Below are 24696 nucleotides of genomic sequence, written 5' to 3' on the forward strand. Positions count from 1 at the left end.
CATTTCTTTTATTTGAGGTAATTCATTAGAAATCATACATCCTTGGAGAAGCATAGGAGAAGACCCTTTTTCATAAGCCTCATTCACCAAACGCATAGAGTATTCTTTAAATTTATTTAGCAAATCACACTCTTTTTGAGTAAGAATTTCCTTTAAATCCTCAAAATAAAAATCAATACCTTCTTTTATCAGTTTCAACAAAAACTCCTCTTTATTGGAAAAATGAGCATAGAAACCACCTTTAGAATAACCCGCATGTTTTACAATCTGATCAACGCTTGTCCTAGAATAGCCTTGTTTAGAAAACAATTCAATTCCTGATCGCATTAATTTGTTGATGGTGTTTTCTGATTGTTTCTGATGATAATTTGCCATAGCCTACCCCTTCTAAAAAAAAGTTTGAATTTTTCATTAATTATAACACATTCCTCATCATATAATAAATTATAAGTACCGACTAGTTGGTATTTATTAAGGTGTTAAATATGAAATGGAGGTGTAGGTGTATAAAAGTAAATGTAATAACTTTATTGTAAATCAACAAAAACCCTCAAATGAATGATTCTAAAATTTTCTATATTTTTAAAAAAGGAAATTTGATCTTACAATTTTAAATGATTAATAATTCTAGCTCTTCGAAAGGTGATGAATGTATGCTTAAAAAAATTATGTTGTCTAGTGTACTATTAACCGGAATTTTAGGGGTATCAGCAGTATCTTCACCAGAATTAGGATTAATAAAAGCTAAAGCTGAAACTAATAATGCAACTGAAACAGCTTATTTAGAAAACCAACAATATATTTCAGATGGAATTAAAAGTACAGATGAAAATACAAATGGAGTCGAAAGACCATTTGTACCAAATTTTTCTAATAAAAATAATCTTATTGAAGAAAAAGCAGCTGCAGCATTTGATTGGAGATATTACGCTTATTATAATTTTTCTACATCAATTCAAGTGAAAAAAACTGTATCTGTACCAACCAACGGATATATTGGAGTAGCTATTCAAAACAATAAATATTTTAATTTTAAAGTTGTAGTAAAAAGTTTATCATCAGGAAACACCGTAACCCATACTGTAAAAGGAGGGCCAATGAGTGGTAGCAATTATGTTACAAACTTCTTTGGTCCTATGAAAGCAGGAAACTATGTTGTAACCTTAGTAAATACAGATAATTCATGGCACAAAGGCCTTGTTTGGCTTGGATGGTAATTAATTAAATTTATTTATTTTTGAACAGACTTTTCAAAAAAAGAAAAGTCTGTTCTTTTTAATTCTGCGCGTTTCCTTGTTTTTGGGTGTGAGGTAAAAGCTGGGGTGAAGCGAAGCGAGGAGCTAACCCCTCTTAGTGTCATAGAAATCTAGAGTAAGAGTTAATTCCTGGACAGTAGATCTAGGCGATTCGGCAGGTACAATTGCTAGTCCAAGTCGTACTACCTAAATCCTCGTTTTTGTTATTCTCGAATGTAAACTTTTGTTTATTAGTTTACATTCATTTCATTGATTTTATTGATTTCATCGAAAATTACCCATTTTTATCAAAAACACTAACAAAAGTATACATTCAAAATATGACAAATAAAGAGGTTAGAACACCCATGATCAAAAAAGAAAAAGCTAGATTCATACTAGCTTTTATAAATAATTCCCGTTAGCGAAAGTTATTTAAGTCTTTCCAGTTTCGAGATAACTTGTTTTAATTCATCACAAACATTTTCATCATCTTCTTTCAGTAGCCTATTATGTAATATAGGCAAAACTGACCTATCACCAATTTCACCTAATGCATAAACTACATATCCTCGAATTTCATCGTTTAGATCGTCAATACAAATTAATAGAGGGCTAACTAATCTTTCATCTGGAAAAAATTTAGCTAAGTCTGTTCCACAGTACCTTCTACCTTCATGCTCATCTCGTATGGCTTTAATCAAATGTGGGACTACCTCATCATTGCTAAATTCACGTAGCACACACGTTGCATGTTCATATACACCATAACAATCATCTAAACTAAAAGTCATCATGATAGGTTCTATACAACTCAGATGAGGATTTTCCTCAAAATACATAATTGCACTTGCATACTCATTTATCATTTCTTCAGTTAAATTCTCATCATCAGGCATAGGAGAGTATTTTTTTAGTATTTTAATAGCTTGTTCTCGATTCATAATTTTCATCTCTTACTCTTTGTATACCATATTTCTGTAAATTTTACATAACACCACTTATAGATAGTTAAAACAAAAACACGCTAAGGCAGTTTCATTACTGATCTTAGCGTGCTTTTAATTTTAAAAAACCCTTCTTGTGGAATATTTCTGTATTTATAATCAATTAGTTTTACATCTTTACTTTTTATAGGGGTGCAGCCACATCGCTATCAAGTCAAGAAATTCATTGTTTCCCAAAACAATAAATAAACTGGATTCCCCTAGGCAACTAGGAAGAGAGAAAATTTTCGTTTTGGGGATTCTTCAAAATCTTAGCTTGATAGGTATGCTACCCCTAAAAGGGGGCATTTGTTTGCTTATTAAGGAGCTTTTACTTGAAGTAGCTTTATCCCCATACCAATAAAAATCATTCCTGTTATTTTGTTTAGAACAGTTCCTATCTTTTGATTTCCTCGTAGCTTCTTTGTAACATAAGAAGAAAAATAAGCAATAAATAGACACCACAATAATCCAGTGATTGTAAAAGTAAGTCCTAAAATAATAAATGGTATAGGACTAGAAGCTTTTGTATCTATAAATTGCGGGAGAAATGCAATAAAAAATAAAGCAACTTTGGGATTCGTAAGACTTGTCAAAAGTCCCTGTACATATACCTTGCTAACGTTCAGTTTACTAGTTGCAGTAGAATGAAAATTTACATTCGATTTATCAATTATCATTCTAATTCCTAAGTATATTAAATAGATCACACCAATAATTTTAATAGTATTAAATAATATAATAGATTTTGTAAGTATGATTGATAACCCAAAAGCAACTAACAAGGTATGAACGAGAGAGCCAGTAATAATACCAAAAACAGAATAAACACCCGCTTTTCTGCCTTGTGAAATACTTCTTCCCACTATATACATTGTATCTGGACCAGGAATTAGATTTAAAAGAATTCCTGTAATTAAAAATACCTCATAATTTATTATTCCATTCATTTTGACACCTCTTTCTATTTTTTGGTGCCCTTATTTATACTAAAACATATTTTATAAAAACAACAGATTTTCACACTGTATTTTATTCCTTTTCTTCCGCTATGATTCATAATACCGTTACACGACAAAATTTCTTTGTAAATGTCAGCGATAGTCAATTTATCTAACACCTTAAGAAAATCCCTTCATAATAAAATTTGAAGGGATTTTCTTAACATATATTCTTACTATTTATAATAAAATGTATCATAACCTTATATAAAGGGAGGCATTATCTTTATGAATAGAGAATTTACAGGTAGGGGGAAACAGAGAACGGAAAATATACCTAGAACGGAAAATATATCTAGCACAAAAACTAATAAAGAAAACGTAACAGAACCAGCTATAGTATCTGCAGGAAAATCACCAGATACGGTTCAGACACATGTACATGAATTTGTTGCTAGCACTAAACTGGCAGAAGAAGGAAACGACAGGCATAATCATCGTTTTGCTGGATTTACAAGTGAAGTAATTCCAAAAGGAGATAATCATGTACATATAATAATGGTTAATACTGACTTTTTTGATCATCATCATAAGGTTGCAATAGAAACAGGTCCTGCTATCCCAGTTGGCGACGGAAAACATGTACACTATGTTAAAGGAACTACTACATTAGACGACGGACATGTCCATGAAATAGAATTTGCTACTTTAATTCAAAAACCTCTTATATAAAAAAAACGCTGATGATAAAAAGTCAGCGTTTTTTATGTATCCTTTATACATGTAAAATCAACATAATGCGCGTTATTGGAAATAAATATGGTTGCTCAATTAGCACTCGTTAACTTAATAACATCATCCATCTCCTTTATTGAATGGATCGTTTTTTAATAATTCCTATTTAAATTCCAATACAGGATTTCGAACAATCTTTTTGTTTATTTTTTAGATCTCTTTAACGCAATTTCGTGTTATTGAAACCAACGATAAAACTTCCATATAAGGAGCATGAAGATCGTGTATCCGAAAAAGGAATAAGAATGATGCCATGCTTCGCTATGAGTGAACCACCCTAATCTCTCCGCAAACCGTTCGGAAATACTCATACAAAGTCCAATCAAAATAATAAATAGGATTTTCGAAAATGTAGGTAACGTTTTTGCAATCCGTAAAAAGAACATAGTAAAGACTGGTAATATCAATAATGTAAACGCGACATTGATTGTAAATATATGTGGGTATGGTCTTACAGGAAAGGCATACATTTGTTTACTGACAAACAGTAAATCTAAATATGTTCCGATCAAACAAGAGAAAATGATAGTGGCTACAGCAGCCTGAGTGTTATTCCTCCCTTTCTTCTTCCCGGAGCAGGACATTTTTTTTGACCAGTATGGCAAGTTCGATTTTTTCAAGCGTTTTGCAGTATTCATTATATATCTTTCCATCTGTCTTTTCTCCCTTATCAATTAAATAGTCCATTATGCGCCAGTCTTCAAACCAGTCTTCACTTTCCGCTTCTTCATGATTAAGATCTTTCCATGCGTATATCAATCGCGGGCTATATAAACGATTTGCACCTTTTCTTAATTGGCAGTTCTTTATTCTACGTTCATAAAATGCACGAGAGAATGATTCGTTTACATCATAAAATAAATGCGGCCAGTAGTCTTTTCGTGAACCAGTATGTGGATGATCATGAGCCCAATTTACTACTCTTTGTAAAACGTTCTCATGTCGAAACAGTAGTGAATATAATCGTTTTCCGAGCAAAATCCGCTCATGCAGGGAGGTGAAATGTTTCATTGTATCGCCGAAAAGCAATATTTTTTGTTTAGTCTCATCTTTATAGAATGGAAAAAGGATATGATTAAAGCGGAAAAAATCATAAAGTTTGAATCCAACACTACTTAGTACGGTCTTTTTAAAATGGGAATTTTGAATAACCCTTTTTTCTAAATAGCTTTGTTCATTAATAACGGTAGCAATGGCTAACGTATAGCGGTCACCTGTGCTCCAGAAATGGTTCCATATCGTTTCCATAAACGTTGATACACGGAAAAAAGGTAGAAGATAAAACAGCCCTTCGGATCTTTTCACACTTTGTTCGTACAACAAAAATTGCGGATATACATCCTGGAAGATTAACCAGTTACCTCGTTCTAAAAAAGAAAAGAAGGTGACTTGATCCTTTTCTGACAATAGCCTTGTATATAACTCCCCTTTTAAATCTGTCATATTCCAACCACCATTACGCGATACCATATGTCCAAGCAACGCCCAGTGTATTTCTGGGTATTGGAGGTAAAAACGATAATAAGCATGTGTTCGCGTCACATTATTTTTGTTGTGTTGTCTTGTTTGCTCTTTAATCTGGTGAATTAGCATTGTCTCTTCTTTTGTTAATTTCCATGTTTTAACGAAAAGTTGCTTTTTTTCACTTTTTTTCTTTAATTCATTTTTTACATCTAAAAGAGAGTACGGAATTGTCTTGGAAAAGTTGTTCCATTTCCTTTTCCGGTCGTTATGATGCATTCCTTCTCCTCCCATTACCATGAATGTTCTACTATCATTTTATTACGAACGTTTGGAATAAATGATGACTGTTTTCTATTACCATCGCTACCAAGTTAACGAAAGGAAATACAAAAAAACAAAAATCTTTCTACAGTTAATTATGAGAATAAAAAATTTTTTTTGTTTTGGAGGTTTACTGTTTCTTTAACGTGTTTCCAAAAGGAGTCCATATCTTCAAACTCGTGACGGGCAATAGCCTAGCGGGAAGATGAGGATGAATTTCAGTTAGCTACAGTCTAATTCGTTTGTAAAAACTGCTAGTGATGGGTAATTAATTTTGATAGCAATATATTGGTATCAAAATTAAGGCTGGTAGAGGTTTGTCCAGATCTAAATCGTAAACAGTTTAAGGCCGTGTAAATTTATATTGTTGTTATTTGCTGTAAATAAAGACCTTCATCCACGAAGATCTTTTAGCTCGTATTTAACTAATCCTTCTTTCAACAGCGCTACATCTTCATTTGGTCGCAAAACATTAAAACAAATACAACCAATATATGAAGTAATGCTAATATTGCAAAATGATACCCTTCAATACCATTAATCACTTGAAAGACCACTGGAAACAATACAGTTTCAGCACCAAATAAAATTACAACTAAACCTATTCGTTCAGCTAATTTCTTTTCATCTTTTGGAATAAAGACCTTATTGTTTCCTGCAATAAATGAAGTTTCCCCTTTTCTTCGTAAAGAATATCCCACAAATATAATTAAAATCCCTAATGCCATTACACATAAAGAAATCACTAATATTTCTCGCCTCCCCAAAATTAATTTGTATAGTTAATTTTACGAAAAAGGTCGTTCAAATAAAGACGGAATTATTTAACATAGCCTTTTAAAAATAAACGTGGGCTGAGTAACTATAAAGTTGTCTATATCATTTATAAGCTTCTTGAAGAATACTATATATTTCTAAATCGACGACACCCTTTCCGGACCATAAAGTAGCCTGTCTTAATAACCCTTCTTTAATAAATCCATTCTTTAAAAGAACTTTCTTTGATATGTCATTTTCAGGCATAACCTCAGCCTGGATTCTATTTATATGAACATTCTCAAATAAATACTTTACTACGGTATTAACAGCTTCAGATGCAATACCTTTTCTCCAATATACCTCTGCTAAAAAATATCCAATTGTGACCATATTTACCTTTCGATTAAAATCCATTGCTTCAATGATTCCAACTAATGTATCGCTTTCACTCTTTTGAAAAATCCCCCACTTAATTCTACTTTGTTTATTATAATCTCTCTCAAAATGCTGAATCATCTTACTTACCGTCTTCATATTATGTTTCGGTATAATTCCGCAGTATTCAAACACTTTATCGTTACTATAGATTGCATATACACCCTGTAAATGAACATCTTCAATTTTCTTTAATACTAGATTCATAGATTCTAAAACTGGAAATTCTTCGAAAACCATTTCTATTTTCATGTTAATCTCCTTCTTAACGTGTTCTTTCTATCAAATTACACTACCTGGTACGTATATGCCCCTTTTGTGTTTCCTTACAAATAAAACTGGTTTATTTGTAAGGAAACATACATAAAATGCGTTATTTTAAAATTTCTATTAACCTATCTAACGGTAATGCATGTACTTGCCTTTGTTTTTGTCCTGTGATGGTTTCTGCCATGCACATAGAATTAATAATTGCTTCTTGAACAGATTCAATTGCTGCTTCGAAAATGAAGTCAAGTTGTTCTGATGGAAACATATTGATAGGATAGGCTTTTTCGTTATCATAAGAATAGCAATTACCAGTTGAAAAAGTCAGGAAAAAATCTCCGCTACCTTCTTCTCCAATGGCCCCTAACCTAGCCATTGCTAGCGATGCTCTTTTTGATATTCTTTCACATTGTGAAGGTAATAATGGAGCATCTGTTGCGACTGTAACGAGAAGAGAGCCTGCATTTTCCGGAGTACTCCATGGTAATGGTACTTCTGTTTCATTTATTATGCTTCCGACAGGCTTATGATTAATAATAAAATCTTCTCTTCTACCAAAATTAGTTTGTACAAGAGCTCCAACTGTATAAGTACCTGATTCACACTCAATAATTCGGGAAGAAGTGCCGATTCCGCCTTTAAATTCAAAACAAATCATTCCTGTGCCACCACCAACATTTCCTTCTTCAACTACTCCAGATTTGGCATGTATAATTGCTTCTTCTAAATCTTCATACGTCATGGAGGTTTTTCCTAAATCACTTAACCAACCGTCCCAAGTCTCTGCTACTATTCCATTTGAAAAAGGTTCTAAATTTTCGATTCTTCTAGTAGCACGCGAAAGAAAATGATGAGCTAATCCAAGTAAATGACTGCCGGTAAAAACTATAGGAGTTACTAAAGTACCTGTTTCGTCAATCCAATGACTTCCCGTGAATTCCCCCGTTCCATTAAAAGAAAAAAAGCCTGCTGGAAAATGTGATCCAGCTAAATTCCCGTTGTTAGGTAGAATAACAGTAAGTCCTGAACAAACATCCGTATGTAAAATTGTTTTATGACCGACGATTACGCCTTCTACATCCGTAATTGCGTTAAATGTTCCTGGTTTCAATTTTCCAATAGTAAGATTTAAATCTCTTAATCTTTTTCTTTGCATTGTGAACCCCTTTTATAATATATATTTTATATATATAATATTTTCATTTTATTCTATTTATTAGGAATATTCAATTGTTTACAAAGCTAAAAAAGAGGCTATTGAACGGTAATGTTTCAATAACCTCTTTTCAGTATTAACCGATAATTCCGTCTACAATACCATATGTTTTTGCCTCTTCTGCGCTCATAAAATAATCTCGTTCTGTATCCCTTGCTACTTTCTCAACTGGCTGCCCTGTTTTATCAGCAATAATTTGATTAATGTGTTCTTTTAACTTCAAAATCCGTCTTGCGGAAATTTCAATTTCGGTTGCTTGCCCTTGCGTTCCGCCGAGTGGCTGATGAATCATAATTTCGCTATTTGGTAAAGCGAATCGTTTACCTTCTGCTCCTGCCAGCAGCAATAACGCTCCGAATGAAGCGGCTAAACCGATACAAATGGTTTGCACATCCGGTTTAATATAATTCATCGTATCTAAAATAGCAAAGCCCGCAGAAGTAGAGCCGCCAGGACTGTTTATATAAATAGATATGTCTTTATCTGAATCTTCCGCTGCGAGAAATAACAACTGCGCAACAACACTGCTGGCGACTTGATCATTAATTTCTTGACCAATCATAATGATTCTATCCTTTAATAATCTTGAATAAATATCATACGAACGTTCTCCAAGTTTCGTTTGCTCTATAACATAAGGAATTGTATTCATAAAAAATCCCTCCAGCATTTTAGTTTAAGCAGCACATGAGAAACAGTTGTAAGAAGATTTTTGGTGTAATAAAAGTAATGGTTGTTGTAGCGAGATTCTTGAAAATTGCAGTGTTGGTATGAGTTTTACCAATAGCTCTGGCGTTTGTTGCCGAATTGCTTTTACAAGCACTTCAATTTCTTCTTCCATATCTTTTGAAGGTATAAAACGTTCCTCTTCTTTTATCGCTTTCAATTTGTTCCGTGTTCGAAACAATGAAGCTTTTACTGCTCCTTCTGACATAGAAGAAATTTTTGCAATATCAGCTAAGCTGTATTCAAACACATCCTTTAATAAGAAAATGACAGTTTGCATTTCATTTAAACAAGATAGCATTGTTTCAATTAAAGCATACAATTCAGCAACGTTTGCATGCGGTTCATAAGAAGCTTCTTGACCATTTTCTCTTTCATATGTTTTTGTTCGCATTTGATCCAGCCATTGATTACGAGCTACTTTGTATAGCAACGTTAAACAAATACTTTGGTTCCATTCCGCATTCGTATATTTCTTCAATACTTTACATATTGTTTCTTGTGCGAGGTCTTCTCCGTCCCATGTGCTTTTCGTTAAAAATGTACAATAACGCTTTAGTTCCGCATAATGTTTAACAATAACAGATTTATTTGATTGCTGAATATCCGAATCGGATTGTGAAATCAGCTTTCTTTTCGTATTCAAAGTGATCACTCCTTTTAAGCGCGCTTATTTAATAAACGATTAAATAAAGAAAAAAGTTACGGCATCTATGAATTTCTTTACAATAATTTTTCACTAATAGAACGTTGTATAGTCTTATGTTTACTTTATATATGGCAAGGTGATAATTATGTTATTAATATTATATATAAGGAGGAGATAAAATGCCAAAAATAACCGTTCCAGGAACAGGAACTTTTGAAGTGGAAGTGGGAACAAAATTAGTATTAGCACTGGAAGATAACGGTGTAAATATCCTTCACCGCTGTGGTGGAAAAGCAAAATGTACAACCTGCCGAGTGGAAATATTAGATGGTGATTTTTGTGAACCTAACAAGGTTGAAAAGCGTGCATTTGCGGAAAAAGGTGTAGAAGATTACTTACGTTTATCGTGTCAAGTGTATGTAAATGCAGATATGACAGTGCGCCCTGTTTTAACAGTGGAGACTTCCGGAATGGATGCGGGGCCAAGGCCAGCTCAATAATTGTACGATGAGGAGGTACTATGTTGCATACAAAGCGCTTAGCTGGTGAATACGCTGTTGATTTCATAAAAGAAGGTATGACAATTGGACTTGGTACGGGTTCAACTGTATATTGGACAATACAAAAATTAGGAGAACTTGTAAGAGAAGGTCTAGCAATTCATGGTGTACCTACTTCTAAACAAACAGAACAACTTGCGAAAGAGTTGCAAATTCCTTTAGTGTCTTTATCTGAAGTAGATGAACTTGATCTGACTATTGATGGAGCAGATGAAATAAGTGATGATTTACAATTAACAAAAGGCGGCGGCGGTGCACTTCTTCGTGAAAAGTTAGTCGCAACTGCATCAAAACAGCTTATTATCGTAGCAGATGAATCTAAATTAGTGTCCCGTTTAGGGGAATTTCCGTTGCCTGTTGAAGTTGTTCCTTTTGCAGCAGAGCATACAGCACAGAGAATCTGCAAATTATTAGGCTGTACAACTACTTTACGTCTTCAAAATAATAAACCTTACATAACAGACAATGGAAATTTCATTGTAGATTGTGTTTTTCCTGAGTTCATAGCAAACCCAATTGAAACACATCAATTTTTGAAAACATTAACAGGTGTGGTTGAGACAGGATTATTCATTAACATGGCTCATATAGTTGTTATTGGTAAAAGTAATGGTGTGAAAAAATTAATATCTAAAAACAAATAGATGTAGCTCTAAAGGTACTAGTATAAAGTACTTTTTTGCGCTACATCTTTTTAATTTCTGTTCTAGTTTGATTGAACATCTATCCTTTCTTCATACAATTCTCTTGGAATTTGTTGAATTAAAGGTGAACATGTCCCTGAATAAAAAATACGTAAGTCATGTAGAGAGCGAGTACATCCGACATATAGCAATTTAGCATCTTGTTTTGTTTGTTTGTAATGAGTTGCATCTACATCGATAAGTAGTACTGCGTCGAATTCTAATCCTTTTGCTAAATAAACAGGAACGACTGAAATACCGCCTTCATATTTGCTTTGATTTGCTTCTATTATATTTGTAGAAATACCAGCTTCTGTGAGCTTTCCGTATATCTCACGGCACTCTTCCTCAGTTCGTCCGACAATAGCAATCGTTTTTACATGTTGTTCTTGCATGGTCTTCACAGTAGATAAAACAGATTGAAATTGATCATTTGTCGAGATAATTTTTACACTTTCACCGCTGCGAAAAACAGGATTAGCAAGGCCTACTGGAATATTGGCATTTTGAATAACTTCATTTGCAAAGTGAATAATCTCCTTTGTTGAGCGGTAACTTCTCGTTAATTCGTAGTACTGGGCATTTTGATAAAATACATCTTGAAACTGTTGCCAATCGTGAATACCTTGATATTCGTGAATAGCTTGTGATAAATCACCTAAAATAGTAAAGGAATTTCCAAGTGTTATTTCTTTTAGGATGGAAAGTTGAAACGGTGAAAAATCTTGCGCTTCATCAATAACAACATGATGAAATTTTTGCCCAGGTTTTATTCCCTCTAAATAGTGATGAATATAGATGAGCGGTGCTAAATCTTCTAGAGTAACCTCTTTTTTTCGGCAATTTTTTGCTGTTTCTTGTACAAGTTCAGCTGGCAACACACTTAAAATATCTTCTTGTTTCATTAACATACTGTAAAAGGATAGCGCATTCATCTTCGGCCAAAATTTTAAGTAGCTATTAAGTCTTTGCATTGCTTGTTTTTTTAGTTGCTTCTTTTTATTTGTGTCTGAGATCATCTTGAGTTCCATCTCAATCCAACGTTTCATGCGAGCAACAATCCGTTCTCTTCTCTTTCCTAACGGATAGTGTTTATATTCTGTTTCAAACCACTGCTGAATTACCTCTCCTTGTAATACTGAATAGTCCCAAGGCTCAAAATATTTCGTTAGCACGATACTTTTTTCGTAGTTTGACAAGCTCTGATTGATAAACACTTGAAACTCCATGGATCCTTTTAATTTACCAGCCGCTATCTCATCTTTGTCCTTATGAATAGAGAATGCTTGTTGTAATTGTTTATCAGTACTCTGTACAGAAACACTATTTTCTAAAGTATGTAATGCCCAATCATGAAATGTAGTTTGATGAATATCACCAACACCAAGCTCTGGTAATACGCTGGATATATAATCAAGAAATATACTGTTAGGTGCAAAAACTATCATTTTCTCAGCGCGAAGCTGCTCACGATATTGATAAATTAAAAAAGCAAGACGATGCAAGGCAATCGTTGTTTTTCCACTACCTGCAACACCTTGAATAATGAGAGGGACATTTTTTTCCGCACGAATAATTTCGTTTTGTTCTGATTGAATCGTTGAAACGATATCTTTTAACTTGTTATCTTTATTTTCTCCTAAGCGATAGAGAAGAAAATCATCCGCTAGTGATAGATCATCACTTCCTCTTACATATGTATCTATAACTCGTTCTAATGCTTGCTTTCGAATAGCAATGTTGCGTTTTAAGTGAACAAGTCCTTCAACCATTCCTTCTGGAGAATCATAAAAAGCTACATCCTCTCCTCCAGTAAATGAATAAAACATACTTGCAACAGGTGCTCGCCAATCAACGACGATCGGTTGCTGCGTTTCTTCATCAGAAGCACCAACTTTACCAATATAGACAGGTTTTGGCTGCAGCTCTCCTTCTTCTTGAAAATCTAAGCGTCCAAAATAAGGTTCCTGACTGGCAATTCGAAGTCTTTGCCGGCTAGATTCTCGCATAGTTTCAAGCACTTGTTCTGTAAAATTTTCTCCGTAATAAACTGGAATATTTTCTAGCTTATGCAATTGGTGATTAATTTTCGAAAGCGTGTTATTTAATTTCTCTAACTCTAGTTCAAATATTTCCTTCATGTTCGTAATTCCCTCCTATTCGTTTAAATTTTCAGTCGAAGATTAATTCTATTAAAAATGAAGCCTGTAAGTCAAGTGTTTAAAGGGAATTTCCTAAGAAAAACCTATATTAACTCTTTAATCCATGCTGACGAAGGAAATTGTTCTTTTAGCGCACTCGTTAACCATAACTTTTGTTGTTCATTTATATATGGTATATATGCTTTGAAATCTTGTTCATCTTTTATTCTTCCTTCTTTTGCTTTAAATAGCAGTTGCCATTCTGGAGCTACAAACTTACGTCCGAGTACGTCTTCATGAACAAATTGCTTATAATCCATCCATATATTTTTATTTTCTCGAAATAAAATCTTGTCATTTTCCCTATTTCAATTTTATTTGTTAATTTTTTTGAACATTAAATCAAAAAGAATCATATAAGTGTTTTTGCAAAATCAAAAGGAGCTATCTCATCTGAGAATAACTCCTTTTGAAAGTCATCAAATTATTTTTTTGGATTTTGTTAGTTCTTTATTCCCGCGTGTTCAATAATGCGCTTCATCGCTTGAATTTGCCCCAAATGATTTGCTTCATGCATTAATGTAAGGCCGGCTAATTCTCCAACGGTTTCAAATCCCATAAATGGTTTTTCCAGCGTTTCATTTAACTGTTCAGCAGGAATTTGTTGAAGACGAACTAATTGATCTTTCAACTCTATAATGAGTTTATCTACTGTAGGTACATCTCCCTTCCAATCAGCCGGCTTTGTACCGTTTCCAAATAATTCGATATAATTTGCAGGAAGATGCGTCGTTTTATGTGGAAAGCCGAGCATAAACTGTTCAGTAACCGTTAATACATGGCCAATATGCCATTGGATCGTATTGTTAAAACCGTCTGGCTGTACATTTGTTATTTCCTTCGAAAATGATTCTACGTTTTTAATAAAATAACTTCTTGTCATCGCAAATTGTTTAAATATTAGTTTATTCATACCTTACGCCCCTTTCAAATCTCTCTCATTCATTAGCGTATTAAAAATCTGGATAAATTAGAAGTGACATGAAATAAAGATCGATTATATTCTATACGAATCATTCATATCATGTAAAGTGGAATGACTTCATACAAGTTATTATTTATTTATTTGCATATAAGCACGAATCATAAAATAACTAATATAATCAGGAAGCTGTTCTTTAATAGCTTTCAATCCACCTTCAGCTTGCTCTATTGCGGATGCAATCATAGATTCATATTCTTTCGGAACAAAGCTTGACCAATCTACTTCCATTCCTTCTTCAAAACAACGAATTAAATGATTTTCTACAGTTTGCATGGACAGCTCGCGTACTTCAGCGATATGAGAAAGTGTATCTCCCTGTTTATACATTTCATATGTAACATGATGAGAATTTTTCATTGTCTTTTTCGATTGCTTTCGTTCTGTTATAACTTCTGTCGTAATCATCGCATCTATATCGGGATTCTGTTCGAGGAAGTTTGTGATAACTTGTAAAAATACATTCCCGTATTTCTCTAGTTTATGCTCACCTATCCCTTTTACTTGTAGCATCTCTTCTCGCGTTTTTGGCAGTTTTGTGCACATATCTTGCAACGTTTGATCAGAGAAAATGACAAACGGTGGTACTCCTTCTCCTTGTGCAATTTCTTTACGCACATGACGTAGTTCTTCGAATAGTGGATGATCTTTCACAATTTGTTTTGTTTCTACTCGTTCTTTTTTGAAAATAAGCTGGCTACCAAGTAGAACGTCTTTCCCTTTTGTTGTTACTTTTAATGTCGGATACGTCCCATGCTCAACTGCAATGAGTTCCTCTGATATTAAAAACTCAATAAATTCACTAACTTCTCTCATGCCTCTGTTTGATAACAATCCATATGTCGGTAATGTATGGAAATTAAATTCAATTACCTTTTTATTTTTTGATCCTGTTAATACTTGCGCAATCATTTGCTTACCGAAACGTTGATTTGTTCGAATCATACATGAAAGTACCATTTGTGCTTCCTTTGTAACGTCGACACTATTTCGATCGTCTGTACAATTGCCGCAGCGACCACAATCTTGTTTTGGCTCTTCACCAAAATATTGTAAAATAAATGATTGCAAACAATTCTCTGTATGGCAATAGTCTGTCATATGTTGCAGTTTCTCTAGTTCATTAGAAAATCGAGAAGCTCCTGTTGACTGATCAATTAAATATCGCTGTACTTGCACATCTTGAGGGGAATATAGTAGGATACATTCACTATCTAAGCCATCACGTCCAGCACGTCCAGCTTCTTGGTAGTAACTTTCCATGTTTTTCGGAAGTTGATAATGAATCACATACCGAATGTTCGATTTGTCAATTCCCATACCAAATGCGGATGTTGCAATCATTACATTTACTTCGTCTCGTAAAAAACGTTCTTGCTGTTCATTTCGGTCGTTATCATTCATACCAGCATGATAACGCGCTACAGAAACATCTTCTTTATTTAATTTTTCATAAAGTTGATCGACAACCTTACGTGTTGCTGCATAAATAATACCCGCTTCTTTTTTGTTCTGACGAATATATCCTGATAAAAAGTCATCACGGTCCTGTCCTTTTACAACAGAAAATGATAAATTTTCTCGTTCAAAAGTCGTCATAATCGTATTATGCTCTGCTATCCCTAAAGTACTGCAAATATCTTGTCGTACTTGCGGCGTTGCCGTTGCAGTCAATGCAAGTACAATTGGCTGTACCGGCAGATAATCAAGCACACGATGAATGTGTAAATAACTCGGACGAAAATCATGCCCCCACTGTGAAATACAGTGGGCTTCATCAATTGCAATTAACGGGATTTTCATATCAATAAGTTGGTCGATAAAATCAATAGAATCAAGACGCTCCGGCGCAATATATAACAATTTATAATGTCCCTGTTTTGCTAGCTGAATGCGCTGATTGGCTTCAGTAATTGAAATAGAGCTATTAATATATGTAGCGGGAATTCCATTTTGCGTTAAGGTATCAACCTGATCTTTCATCAGGGAAATAAGCGGAGAAATAACTAATGTTGTTCCCTCTAATACGAGTGCTGGAATTTGATAACATAAAGATTTTCCGCCACCTGTTGGCATAATACAAACCGTATCTTTTCCATCCAATATATTTTTAATTGTTTCATCCTGCCCTCTACGGAATGAAGAGTAGCCAAAATAGGAAGCTAAAAGTTCTTGTGCTTTTGTAAACAAAAAAGATTCACCTGCTTTTCTTAGTCTTTCATCTATTAGTATTATATCATTAGTCAAAAGTCATTGTACTCTCTACTTCTCTCCAACACTTCGCATGCTTACGAATAATCATTAAAAACTCATGTAAAGCTGAAGAAAACCATTTTTAGCAATAACATTAATAAAAAATGACTAATATCAAAATTATCATTCGCTATTTGATATGATTATTTCCATTGTTATCTAAGTAATAACCATAATGTTTGAAAACAAATTACATGTATATAATATTTGCTTCTCCATCATAATTAACAGATTCTTCTCTAAATCCACCTTATCCCTTTACATTTAACATATATCGATATATTTTATTAGTATCTTTTTTTATACCGTATTAATAGGCAGTAAGACCCCCACCTCAAAATTCAACAAAGGCAAAGAAATTAGTTGGGAAATGTGCTGCCCGTAAAAGTCCGATTGGTGAGGGATGATTAAAGTTTCACTTTATATTTATAGGAGGCAACATATTGATAAACGCAATAGGTATCGCTTTTATTCTTTCTAATAAGCCTGAAAAGAAGAAAAAAGTTTATCTTAATGATAGATTTGCACTAATAGACATTATTGAATCTAAAGATGTATATGATTCTGAAGGTAACCCACTAGTAGAGCTAACATGTAAATATAGCATTTATTTGGATGAAAAATACTATTGTAAATCTCTCGAAGACTACACTGGACAAGTATTCCCTTTCCTAAAGGAAAAAATCGGAAAAGGTCTTGTTAGAAATTTAAATTATTATTTTTCACATATTGATATATACGATAAAAAACCACCAGTTAAAGAGATAAGAAATCTTATGAAGCAAGTAATAAACTATAACTAACATTTAGTATGATCTTAATGAAAATTCTCTTTAAAATAAAGGGGGATCCCTAATGCCCCTTTATTTTTCAATAACTAATTATTAATCTTCCTCATAAATCAAATTCTTTTAACTTCTACTGAATCTCGTTATGATTTTCAACTGCCTTCTTCAACCTCTGCAACATATACCCAATCCCTTTACAGCCTTCTAATGGATAAGAAATGATCTCTTCTGGATATAACTTTGTCACTACTTTTTTATGCTTCTTACCTGCAAGCAGAACAATTTCATCAAAGTCTAGCAAGCCTTTATCCATCATCTGTTTTTTTAGTTGTTCTATATTAATAATCTCACTACTTTTCGAATTAAAAGCAAGATCATAGTTTTCTTTCACTATATCGGTTGGCAGTAAAAATCCATGCTTCGCGGATAAAATAACCCAGTGTGTAAAAAATTGAGAAGCATACGCTTGGCACGCTTTTCCGAATGGACTGATATACACTTCTTTTGCTTCTGTCGGCCCCATATCAGGGTACTTATCCCAAATCTTCTTTTTCCCACATGGAATTATGCATAGTCTTTTCATTGTTACCTTCTTACCTCTTTTCTCTTTCAATCCTATATAATCTGCTTCATTTTTTCATTATTACTTTTAAAATATGAAATAGTAATTAGCAATAAAATCATAGCATTTTTCATTCACAGATAAAAACATCAAGTTTTTCTTTTCTTCCTACCCAATTTTCATCTTTCCTATATGAAACATTAAAGTAACAGACCTTTTATGCTTCCTAAAAACAAAAAAAGAACAAGCAGACTGTATATCTGCTTGTTCTTTCCTTTTCGTCCAAATCTTCTCTTATAGAGTTTGGAATGTTTCTGTTAAAACAGGAACGATTTGTTTTTTACGAGACACAACGCCTTTTAAAGTAGCTGTATAGTTTTCTAAAGTTACGTTGTATGCTTTCTCAACAACTTGTGCTGCTTTACCCATTGCAAGGCCAACAGAATCATTTGTTAAGATATCTGTTACAACGAATAAGAATAGGTCTAAACCTTTCTCTTCTACTACTGCAGAGATTACTTTTTCTAATTCTGCTTGGTGTACAAGAACGTCGTTTGTGTCAACAGCATTTACTTGTGCAATTTCAACTTTTGCATCGCCCATTTGGAACTCTTTCGCATCAAGGGAAATTAATTGTTCCATTGTTTTACCACTTAAATCCGCACCAGCTTTTAACATTTCTAAGCCGTATGTTTCAGCATCTACACCAGCGATTTCTGCTAGTTCACGAGCTGCTGCTACGTCTTGATCTGTGCAAGTTGGAGATTTAAATAATAAAGAATCTGAAATGATTGCAGATAACATTAACCCTGCAACTTCTTTACGAATTGCAACGCCGTTTTCTTTGTACATTTTATTTAAAATTGTAGCTGTACAACCAACAGGCTCACAACGGTAGTATAAAGGATCACTTGTTTCAAAGTTAGCAATACGGTGATGATCGATTACTTCTAACACACGAACAGATTCGATATCATTAGCACTTTGTTGACGTTCGTTATGGTCAACTAAAATAACATTGTCCACTTCGTTTGCTACTGTCTCAACAAAACGTGGTCCTTCTACTTTAAAATGATCTAAAGCAAATTGTGTTTCACCGCTAATTTCGCCTAAACGAACAGGCTCAACATTCATTCCTAATTCTTTTTTTAGTTCTGCATATGCAATTGCAGAACAAATTGCATCTGTATCTGGGTTTTTATGCCCGAAAATAAGTACTTTTTCCATGATTTCACCTCTCTACAAAAGGATATCTTAAAGGACAGAATATGACAATATTTTAGGCGAATTTTTTTATAAATAATCAAGCTTTCTTTTGAATTTACATGAAAAGTAGAGATTTCTGTGCCAATGTGTAATATTATTCTGTTCAAATAGTCCAATATCAAAGATGATATTGGATTATTATAAGAAGTTTTGAATACATAGCTGAAATAAAGCATATTTTCGAATATATAAACTTATTTTTTCTATGAAAAGGAGGCCTACGTACATGCCTTATATAAAACTTGATAATGATGTGAATATATATTATGAAGATCAAGGTCAAGGAACGCCGATTATATTCGTACATGGGGTTTGGATGAGTAGTCACTTTTTTCATAAACAACTTCCTTACTTTAGTGAAAACTACCGGGCGATTTCACTGGACTTGCGAAGTCATGGCCGTTCTTCTCATATTCAATCTGGGCATACCATTGCAAACTATGCTCGTGATTTACATGCTTTTATTGAAAAATTATCTCTTGAGAACGTTGTATTAGTTGGCTGGTCTATGGGAGCATTTGTTGTTTGGGAATATTTGAAACAATTTGGAGAAAGCAATGTGAAAGCATCTGTTATCGTGGATGAACTAGCTTCGGATTTTAAATGGCCTGATTTTCCGATTGGAGCTTTTGATTTCCCAGCCCTTATTCATATAATGCGAGAAATTCAAATCAATCGAATTGGCTTTCTGAAAGGATTTATACCATTAATGTTCAAAAATCTTCTTTCTGAAGAAGATTTTGAGTGGATGTTAAAAGAAGTGACAACTATCCCAGAGTCTATAGCAAGCGCTGTTTTATTTGACCAATCCGTTGTGGACTATCGAGACTACTTAAATCAAATTACTATTCCTACTTTACTTTGTTTTGGAAGAGAAGAAAAACTTATTCCTGTTGCAGCAGGCGAACATTTACACGAGCATATTCAAAACTCTCAGCTTATAATTTTTGAAGATAGCTGTCATTGCCCTTTTTTAGAAGAAGAAGACTGTTTTAATAAAGTAGTAGATGATTTCATTCAGTCGTTAGATAACAATAATGCACCATAATTAACATGTTCCTATGATTCATTTTCAATGAAAGATAAAAAACTCCTTCATCATGAAGGAGTTTTTTATCTTTCAATGCTTCTGTCGGTGTAATTCTTCCATACATTCTTGCACAAGTGTAACAGCTTGACTCATTGCAGCCCCGCCAGCAAATGCCGCTGCAACACCGCACGCTTCTAGCACTTCCTTATCAGAGCATCCTTGATCCATACAACCTTTTGTATGATAAATTGTACAATATTCATCTCGCATAGCTAAACTAATGCCTAATGCGATTAACTGCTTTTCTCGTTTTGTTAAGGTTCCTTCTTGGAAGCAAGCTTGCGTAAAAGCGTTGTAAGTTTCAGCGATTTCTGGGATTTGCTGTGTAAATTTTCCTAATCCTTCTTTATAATGTTGTAATGATTGATATGTTGAACCTTGTTGCTGAAAATCCATTTTATTCCCTCCATTTTTTCAATATATACTATGACTTAGTATGTACGAGAAAAACGGTAGTATCCTAAATTACCATCAATTTATTACGTATATTTTCTCTTGCAAGCATAAAAAATAGCTGCTGAGAATAGTTACATCTCAACAGCTATTTTTTATATTACTCATATGAATGATTTAAATTCGCCCAAGCGATGATACCTTCTTCATCATGTAATTCAAGCTGTAATCTTGCTGCAAATGAATTAATATGATACTCCATATCAAGCCATAGGCGAAGTGCTTCGATTAAATTTGCCTGAATTAAAATTTGCTTACGCCCATTTACTTCTACTTCAGCCGAGAAGCTATAATCATCATCGTACATCAGTTCCACAAGTACTTGTTCTGGAGCAACTTGACGTTTTTGTGCAATATATACACAGAGTGCATTAATCAACTCTTGTTCGGAAATTTTTATCGTTTCCATGCTGCTTCTTCCACCTGTTTCTTACGTTGATTTTTAAAATATTTGAATGCGCGAACCGCTAACATTACAATACCAGCTATTACGAACATATTAATCATAAATGCTAATATAGTACCAAGAGCTCCCATGTTAGCAAATAAGCTACCCATTAATAAACCACCAATACCACCAACTAAAAGACCTTTCATAAAGCTTCCTTTTTTGCTTTTTGGTGCTGTATTTGTTGCTTTTGTTTTTGAATCTGTCGTTTTATTTGAATTCACATGAGAATCTTTTTTCTTTAAATCCACTGTTGATTTTTGTGTTTGGCCTGAACTTGGAGTATAAGATTTTTGACCAGATTTGTAAGTTTTTGCATAAGCACTATCTACTGAAATGAAACTACTAGCGGCGAAGACAAACATAAATGCAGTCAATAGTGTAACGATTTTCTTTAACATATAATATTCATTCTCCTTCTACTATAAGTATATATAATTATCTATCCTTCTCTTAAACTATGAAAAAGATAGATGAACCTTAAAGTTAATAGAAAGGTTCTTATGAACTTATTATATGAACTTTTGCGATAATAATCAAGAGTTATTTCTTATGATTATTAACTTTCTTCGACTATCGGAAAAATCATGAGAATACAATTGACTTTATATAAAACAATACATAATATAAGTTCATAAGAACTTTTATATTATCGGAGGTGAAAAGATGGAAACATTTCATCTCACACGAAACGAAATGGCAATGCTCCTCCTTTCTCTTAGAGGGTGGAATACAAAAAAGCCTCTTGCAATTTTACAAGACGCTTGGACAAAGTCGCATAAAGAAGATATTGAGAGTGGTCAAAGTGTTACGGCCTTTCTTACAACTGCACTAGCACCTATTTTTGAAAAGCTTATTAAAATAGAAGAAATTGATATTGGATTCTCCTTAAATGAAATCGTCGCACTTGGAAATCAAATAGAAAATACTAATTTTTCTATTACAGCACTGCAAAACTGGGTGAAACGCGATATAAAAGAAATGATCGGTTCTCCGCAAAAAGGAAAAAAATATTCAATTGAACAAGCAGCCTTATTATTTATTGTAGAAGATTTAAAAACAGCACTCGATTTTGAGTCCATTCGAAAGTTGTTAAAGCTTATTGTGAATGATCCTGCAGATCGTACTGATGATTTAATTAACCCTATTCAATTATATGTTTTTTACTCTTCTTTATTTGAAGAGCTGAATCAACAAGGTTACGTTCAATTCAATACAACGAATACGATTCGTACTATTGAACAAACGATTAAAGAAAAAGCTGATCAATTAGCAGCTAAAATTGAACATATAAACAAAGAACAACGCGAAGCAATTCGAAATGCAATTATAATTGCAACATTATCTGTCCATACTGCTTATGTACAAAGATTAGCGAAGCGCTATGTATCAGCTACTTTATTCTTACAGCATTTAAATGTAAATTAAACTTTTATGTAACCACATATAACCGATAACATATGTTATCGGTTATATATGGTTTGATTATTTGTCCGCCAAATTATGATACCGCTTATCATATATAGAATTGAAGCGACATAAAAAATAGTTCCAATGGTTAAAAAATCAACTAAATATCCTGTTAAAATAATAGCTATTGCTGCTCCTAAGGATGTCCATATGTGATATTTTCCAATTTCATAACCAGCATCTTTACGCTCTACCTTTCGTACAAGCGATGTTTTTTCTGTATTTTTCTGCACAGCTCCTAAACACCCCATCATAATTTGCAAAATATATACATGCCAAACATCTGTAGCAATTGGAAAACATAGCATTAAAATAGCCATTGACCAAGAGTATACGATTAGTAATTTTCTATCGCCAAACCGATCAGAGACTTTACCAATCAGAGGATAAGCAAGAGCTGATGTTAACGCAAATAAACCGTATGCCCAGCCAAATTGTGAAAAGCTGTTTCCCACATTCTTTAGTAATAATACATAAAAAGGAAATACCATACTTCCTGCCATCATAATGAGACTTTGTGAAACTACAAATCTTGTATATGTCATTGACCATACTCCTTGTAAAATAGATTAACAAACCGTTCTTGTGGATCATATTCCCTCTTTTTTTGAAAAAATTCGTTTGTACGTGGGTAAGCTGTTTGTAATTGCTGTTTTTCTGTATAAGGATAATATGGCAAATAATAGCTTCCATCATGTTGTAAAGTAACATTCACCATTTTCTGTATCACTTTTTTTGTCTTTTCTATTTCTTCTTCAGATCGTCCCTGATTGATAAGAAGTACAAGAGCAAACATATCCTCTTTCGCGTATGACAAAACCGCATTATCATTTTTTGTCACATATCGAATAGTAACATTAAGAAGATTTAATTCTTCTTGCTCTAATACTTTTCTGAGGTTATCTATATACGAAGAAAAGTGATTAACAGGAATAAAGTATTCTTGTAAAATTTCTGTATGATTTGGATTTTCATATTCCATGAATGCACTATCTGATCGCATTACATTATTACGAGTTTCATAAGATCCATCCGTACGTTCAAAATATTTTTTTTGGACATTCCAAAACATCGTTTTTCCCCAGTCGCTGTACCTAGATAATCCAAGAAAAAATTTTGGAAGTGCAACATTTGTTTCTTCTTTTAAAGTACTATATTGCTCTCGATTCTCTTGATTCGTAGCGAGAACGTAATTTGTCACATACATCTCACGTAAAAATGAATCTGGTGCGACAGAAATACGAGCTAAATGCATCCTCACTTGTTCATCACCCTCAACATGCTCCTTGAAATAAGAAGTATATTGGTGATAATCTAACGTTTTAGTTCGTATTTGATACAGTTCATCTTCTGTTAACTTTAGTGTTACATCTAAAATGACTCCAAATAGACCGTATCCACCTATTACTAAAGAGAATAGTTCTGCATTTTCATTTCTACTTATATTTTTAATTACGTCGTCTGCCATTAATAAACGAAATGAATCAACTGTATCTATAAGTGCATCATGCCGAATATCCCTTCCGTGTACATTTGCGCTTAAAGAACCACCTATGGTGAAGATATTTTGTGACTGCATAACTTGAATGGCAAGACCATATGGATTAATAACTTTTTGAATGTCATTCCAAGTTGCACCGCTCTGCACTCTTATTCTTTTTTGCTCCGGATTGAACTCCAATATTTTATTATAACTTTTCATATCTAAAACAGTGCCATTTGGATAATATGTATGGCCACCTTGACTATGCTGCATCCCAGCAATAGAGAGTTTTTCATTTGAAGTATTTGCATCTCGAACTAATTTTTGGAGCTTTTTTTCATCGTCAACACTCTCTATTCGTTTAACCTTTGTAGGCAATAATCGTCCTGAATCTGTTATAACAGGCTGAGTTAGTTGTTGCTTATACGTATGTACTGATACAGTTAGTAAGGTAGTGTATATGGCTAAAGAAATTATTATTTTACCTCTTTTCAAGTAATCCTCCCCCTCTAATTAAAGTGTAATATTACACTTTAATTGAGATTATACCATTTATTTTCAGTCTTATAAATAAAAAAATCAGTACTTTATTATAAAGTTCTGATTTTTCCTAAAAATTAAATTCTTTATTTTTACGTTACAACGATTTACACCAACAAGTAT

The 24696-nt window shown here is 33.4% G+C and carries 28 protein-coding genes; 7 read left to right on the top strand and 21 right to left on the bottom strand.

Translation table 11 applies throughout. From position 1 onward, the window contains the following. Positions 1-375, bottom strand: a 375-nt coding sequence (locus LRP84_RS20460) for a TetR/AcrR family transcriptional regulator (protein ID WP_230576776.1), incomplete at its 3' end; no start/stop codon positions are given. 278 nt (positions 376-653) lie between these two features. On the opposite strand from LRP84_RS20460, the gene LRP84_RS20465 reads away from it, so the two are divergent. Further along, positions 654-1217 carry a hypothetical protein gene (locus tag LRP84_RS20465; RefSeq protein ID WP_230576777.1) on the top strand — a complete coding sequence of 188 codons (564 nt, stop codon included), beginning with the start codon at positions 654-656 and terminating at the stop codon, positions 1215-1217. Positions 1218-1666: 449 nt separating this feature from the next. Here the strand turns inward: LRP84_RS20465 and LRP84_RS20470 are convergent, their stop codons facing one another. Together LRP84_RS20470 and LRP84_RS20475 are read right to left on the bottom strand one after the other, a co-directional pair. Then, complete coding sequence (locus LRP84_RS20470) at positions 1667-2179, bottom strand: HEAT repeat domain-containing protein (protein WP_230576778.1); 513 nt, start codon at positions 2177-2179, stop codon at positions 1667-1669. A 362-nt stretch (positions 2180-2541) separates the two neighbouring features. Continuing rightward, positions 2542-3171, bottom strand: a complete 630-nt coding sequence (locus LRP84_RS20475; protein WP_230576779.1) for a LysE family translocator — start codon at positions 3169-3171, stop codon at positions 2542-2544. 279 nt (positions 3172-3450) lie between these two features. On the opposite strand from LRP84_RS20475, the gene LRP84_RS20480 reads away from it, so the two are divergent. Then, on the top strand, positions 3451-3894 hold the full coding sequence (locus tag LRP84_RS20480; RefSeq protein WP_335379727.1) for a YmaF family protein: 444 nt from the start codon (positions 3451-3453) through the stop codon (positions 3892-3894). A 239-nt stretch (positions 3895-4133) separates the two neighbouring features. Here LRP84_RS20480 and LRP84_RS20485 read toward each other — a convergent pair whose 3' ends face one another. From LRP84_RS20485 to LRP84_RS20515, 7 genes are all read right to left on the bottom strand, one after another. After that, entirely contained in the window at positions 4134-4541 is a 408-nt protein-coding gene (locus LRP84_RS20485; RefSeq protein WP_230576780.1) for a CBO0543 family protein, read from the bottom strand. Next, entirely contained in the window at positions 4507-5697 is a 1191-nt protein-coding gene (locus LRP84_RS20490) for a DUF2515 domain-containing protein (RefSeq protein WP_230576781.1), read from the bottom strand. Before LRP84_RS20490 ends, LRP84_RS20485 begins: the two co-directional genes overlap by 35 nt. A gap of 491 nt (positions 5698-6188) precedes the next feature. Beyond that, positions 6189-6488, bottom strand: coding sequence for a hypothetical protein (locus LRP84_RS20495; RefSeq protein WP_230576782.1), 300 nt, complete (start codon positions 6486-6488; stop codon positions 6189-6191). Between the two features lie 133 nt (positions 6489-6621). After that, positions 6622-7188, bottom strand: coding sequence for a GNAT family N-acetyltransferase (locus LRP84_RS20500; protein WP_230576783.1), 567 nt, complete (start codon positions 7186-7188; stop codon positions 6622-6624). Between the two features lie 121 nt (positions 7189-7309). Continuing rightward, the gene (locus LRP84_RS20505) at positions 7310-8359 is read right to left on the bottom strand and encodes a P1 family peptidase (RefSeq protein ID WP_230576784.1); all 1050 of its coding nucleotides are present in this window, start codon (positions 8357-8359) and stop codon (positions 7310-7312) included. A 136-nt stretch (positions 8360-8495) separates the two neighbouring features. Further along, entirely contained in the window at positions 8496-9086 is a 591-nt protein-coding gene (clpP, locus tag LRP84_RS20510; protein ID WP_302850629.1) for an ATP-dependent Clp endopeptidase proteolytic subunit ClpP, read from the bottom strand. Between the two features lie 9 nt (positions 9087-9095). Then, positions 9096-9791 (bottom strand): RNA polymerase subunit sigma-70, encoded by a 696-nt coding sequence (locus tag LRP84_RS20515; RefSeq protein ID WP_230576786.1) that lies wholly within the window; start codon positions 9789-9791, stop codon positions 9096-9098. A gap of 182 nt (positions 9792-9973) precedes the next feature. On the opposite strand from LRP84_RS20515, the gene LRP84_RS20520 reads away from it, so the two are divergent. Together LRP84_RS20520 and rpiA are read left to right on the top strand one after the other, a co-directional pair. Then, positions 9974-10294, top strand: coding sequence for a 2Fe-2S iron-sulfur cluster-binding protein (locus LRP84_RS20520; protein WP_230576787.1), 321 nt, complete (start codon positions 9974-9976; stop codon positions 10292-10294). Positions 10295-10317: 23 nt separating this feature from the next. Continuing rightward, positions 10318-10998, top strand: coding sequence for a ribose 5-phosphate isomerase A (gene rpiA, locus LRP84_RS20525; protein ID WP_230576788.1), 681 nt, complete (start codon positions 10318-10320; stop codon positions 10996-10998). A gap of 62 nt (positions 10999-11060) precedes the next feature. Here the strand turns inward: rpiA and LRP84_RS20530 are convergent, their stop codons facing one another. The 4 genes from LRP84_RS20530 to recQ all read right to left on the bottom strand — a co-directional run bounded on the left by LRP84_RS20530 (position 11061) and on the right by recQ (position 16410). Beyond that, the gene (locus LRP84_RS20530) at positions 11061-13178 is read right to left on the bottom strand and encodes a HelD family protein (RefSeq protein WP_230576789.1); all 2118 of its coding nucleotides are present in this window, start codon (positions 13176-13178) and stop codon (positions 11061-11063) included. Positions 13179-13282: 104 nt separating this feature from the next. Next, a complete protein-coding gene (locus LRP84_RS20535; protein ID WP_230576790.1) occupies positions 13283-13498 on the bottom strand; it encodes a hypothetical protein in 216 nt (71 codons plus the stop codon). 182 nt (positions 13499-13680) lie between these two features. Continuing rightward, a complete protein-coding gene (locus LRP84_RS20540; RefSeq protein WP_230576791.1) occupies positions 13681-14151 on the bottom strand; it encodes a DinB family protein in 471 nt (156 codons plus the stop codon). Between the two features lie 141 nt (positions 14152-14292). Then, positions 14293-16410, bottom strand: a complete 2118-nt coding sequence (recQ, locus tag LRP84_RS20545) for a DNA helicase RecQ (RefSeq protein WP_230576792.1) — start codon at positions 16408-16410, stop codon at positions 14293-14295. A gap of 506 nt (positions 16411-16916) precedes the next feature. Here recQ and LRP84_RS20550 point away from each other — a divergent pair. After that, a complete protein-coding gene (locus tag LRP84_RS20550; protein ID WP_230576793.1) occupies positions 16917-17276 on the top strand; it encodes a cytoplasmic protein in 360 nt (119 codons plus the stop codon). A 115-nt stretch (positions 17277-17391) separates the two neighbouring features. Here LRP84_RS20550 and LRP84_RS20555 read toward each other — a convergent pair whose 3' ends face one another. Both LRP84_RS20555 and ppaC read right to left on the bottom strand, forming a co-directional pair. Beyond that, positions 17392-17844, bottom strand: a complete 453-nt coding sequence (locus LRP84_RS20555; RefSeq protein ID WP_230576794.1) for a DUF6884 domain-containing protein — start codon at positions 17842-17844, stop codon at positions 17392-17394. A 273-nt stretch (positions 17845-18117) separates the two neighbouring features. Further along, on the bottom strand, positions 18118-19050 hold the full coding sequence (gene ppaC, locus LRP84_RS20560) for a manganese-dependent inorganic pyrophosphatase (RefSeq protein ID WP_230576795.1): 933 nt from the start codon (positions 19048-19050) through the stop codon (positions 18118-18120). A gap of 265 nt (positions 19051-19315) precedes the next feature. Here ppaC and LRP84_RS20565 point away from each other — a divergent pair, with 265 nt between their 5' ends. Beyond that, positions 19316-20137, top strand: a complete 822-nt coding sequence (locus tag LRP84_RS20565) for an alpha/beta fold hydrolase (RefSeq protein ID WP_230576796.1) — start codon at positions 19316-19318, stop codon at positions 20135-20137. 72 nt (positions 20138-20209) lie between these two features. Here LRP84_RS20565 and LRP84_RS20570 read toward each other — a convergent pair whose 3' ends face one another. The 3 genes from LRP84_RS20570 to LRP84_RS20580 all read right to left on the bottom strand — a co-directional run bounded on the left by LRP84_RS20570 (position 20210) and on the right by LRP84_RS20580 (position 21481). Beyond that, a complete protein-coding gene (locus LRP84_RS20570; protein WP_230576797.1) occupies positions 20210-20575 on the bottom strand; it encodes a carboxymuconolactone decarboxylase family protein in 366 nt (121 codons plus the stop codon). 157 nt (positions 20576-20732) lie between these two features. Further along, positions 20733-21041, bottom strand: a complete 309-nt coding sequence (locus tag LRP84_RS20575; RefSeq protein WP_230576798.1) for a YxcD family protein — start codon at positions 21039-21041, stop codon at positions 20733-20735. After that, entirely contained in the window at positions 21029-21481 is a 453-nt protein-coding gene (locus LRP84_RS20580) for a hypothetical protein (RefSeq protein ID WP_230576799.1), read from the bottom strand. The genes LRP84_RS20575 and LRP84_RS20580 overlap by 13 nt, the downstream gene beginning before the upstream one ends. Before the next feature lie 265 nt (positions 21482-21746). Here LRP84_RS20580 and LRP84_RS20585 point away from each other — a divergent pair, with 265 nt between their 5' ends. Next, entirely contained in the window at positions 21747-22508 is a 762-nt protein-coding gene (locus tag LRP84_RS20585; RefSeq protein ID WP_230576800.1) for a DUF1836 domain-containing protein, read from the top strand. A 35-nt stretch (positions 22509-22543) separates the two neighbouring features. On the opposite strand, the gene LRP84_RS20590 is transcribed toward LRP84_RS20585, so the two are convergent. Both LRP84_RS20590 and LRP84_RS20595 read right to left on the bottom strand, forming a co-directional pair. Beyond that, on the bottom strand, positions 22544-23095 hold the full coding sequence (locus LRP84_RS20590) for an MFS transporter (RefSeq protein ID WP_230576801.1): 552 nt from the start codon (positions 23093-23095) through the stop codon (positions 22544-22546). Continuing rightward, a complete protein-coding gene (locus LRP84_RS20595; protein WP_230576802.1) occupies positions 23092-24528 on the bottom strand; it encodes an FAD-binding oxidoreductase in 1437 nt (478 codons plus the stop codon). Before LRP84_RS20595 ends, LRP84_RS20590 begins: the two co-directional genes overlap by 4 nt. Positions 24529-24696: the final 168 nt, after the last annotated feature.

It is taken from the genome of Bacillus rhizoplanae (assembly GCF_917563915.1).
Taxonomy (GTDB): domain Bacteria; phylum Bacillota; class Bacilli; order Bacillales; family Bacillaceae_G; genus Bacillus_A; species Bacillus_A rhizoplanae.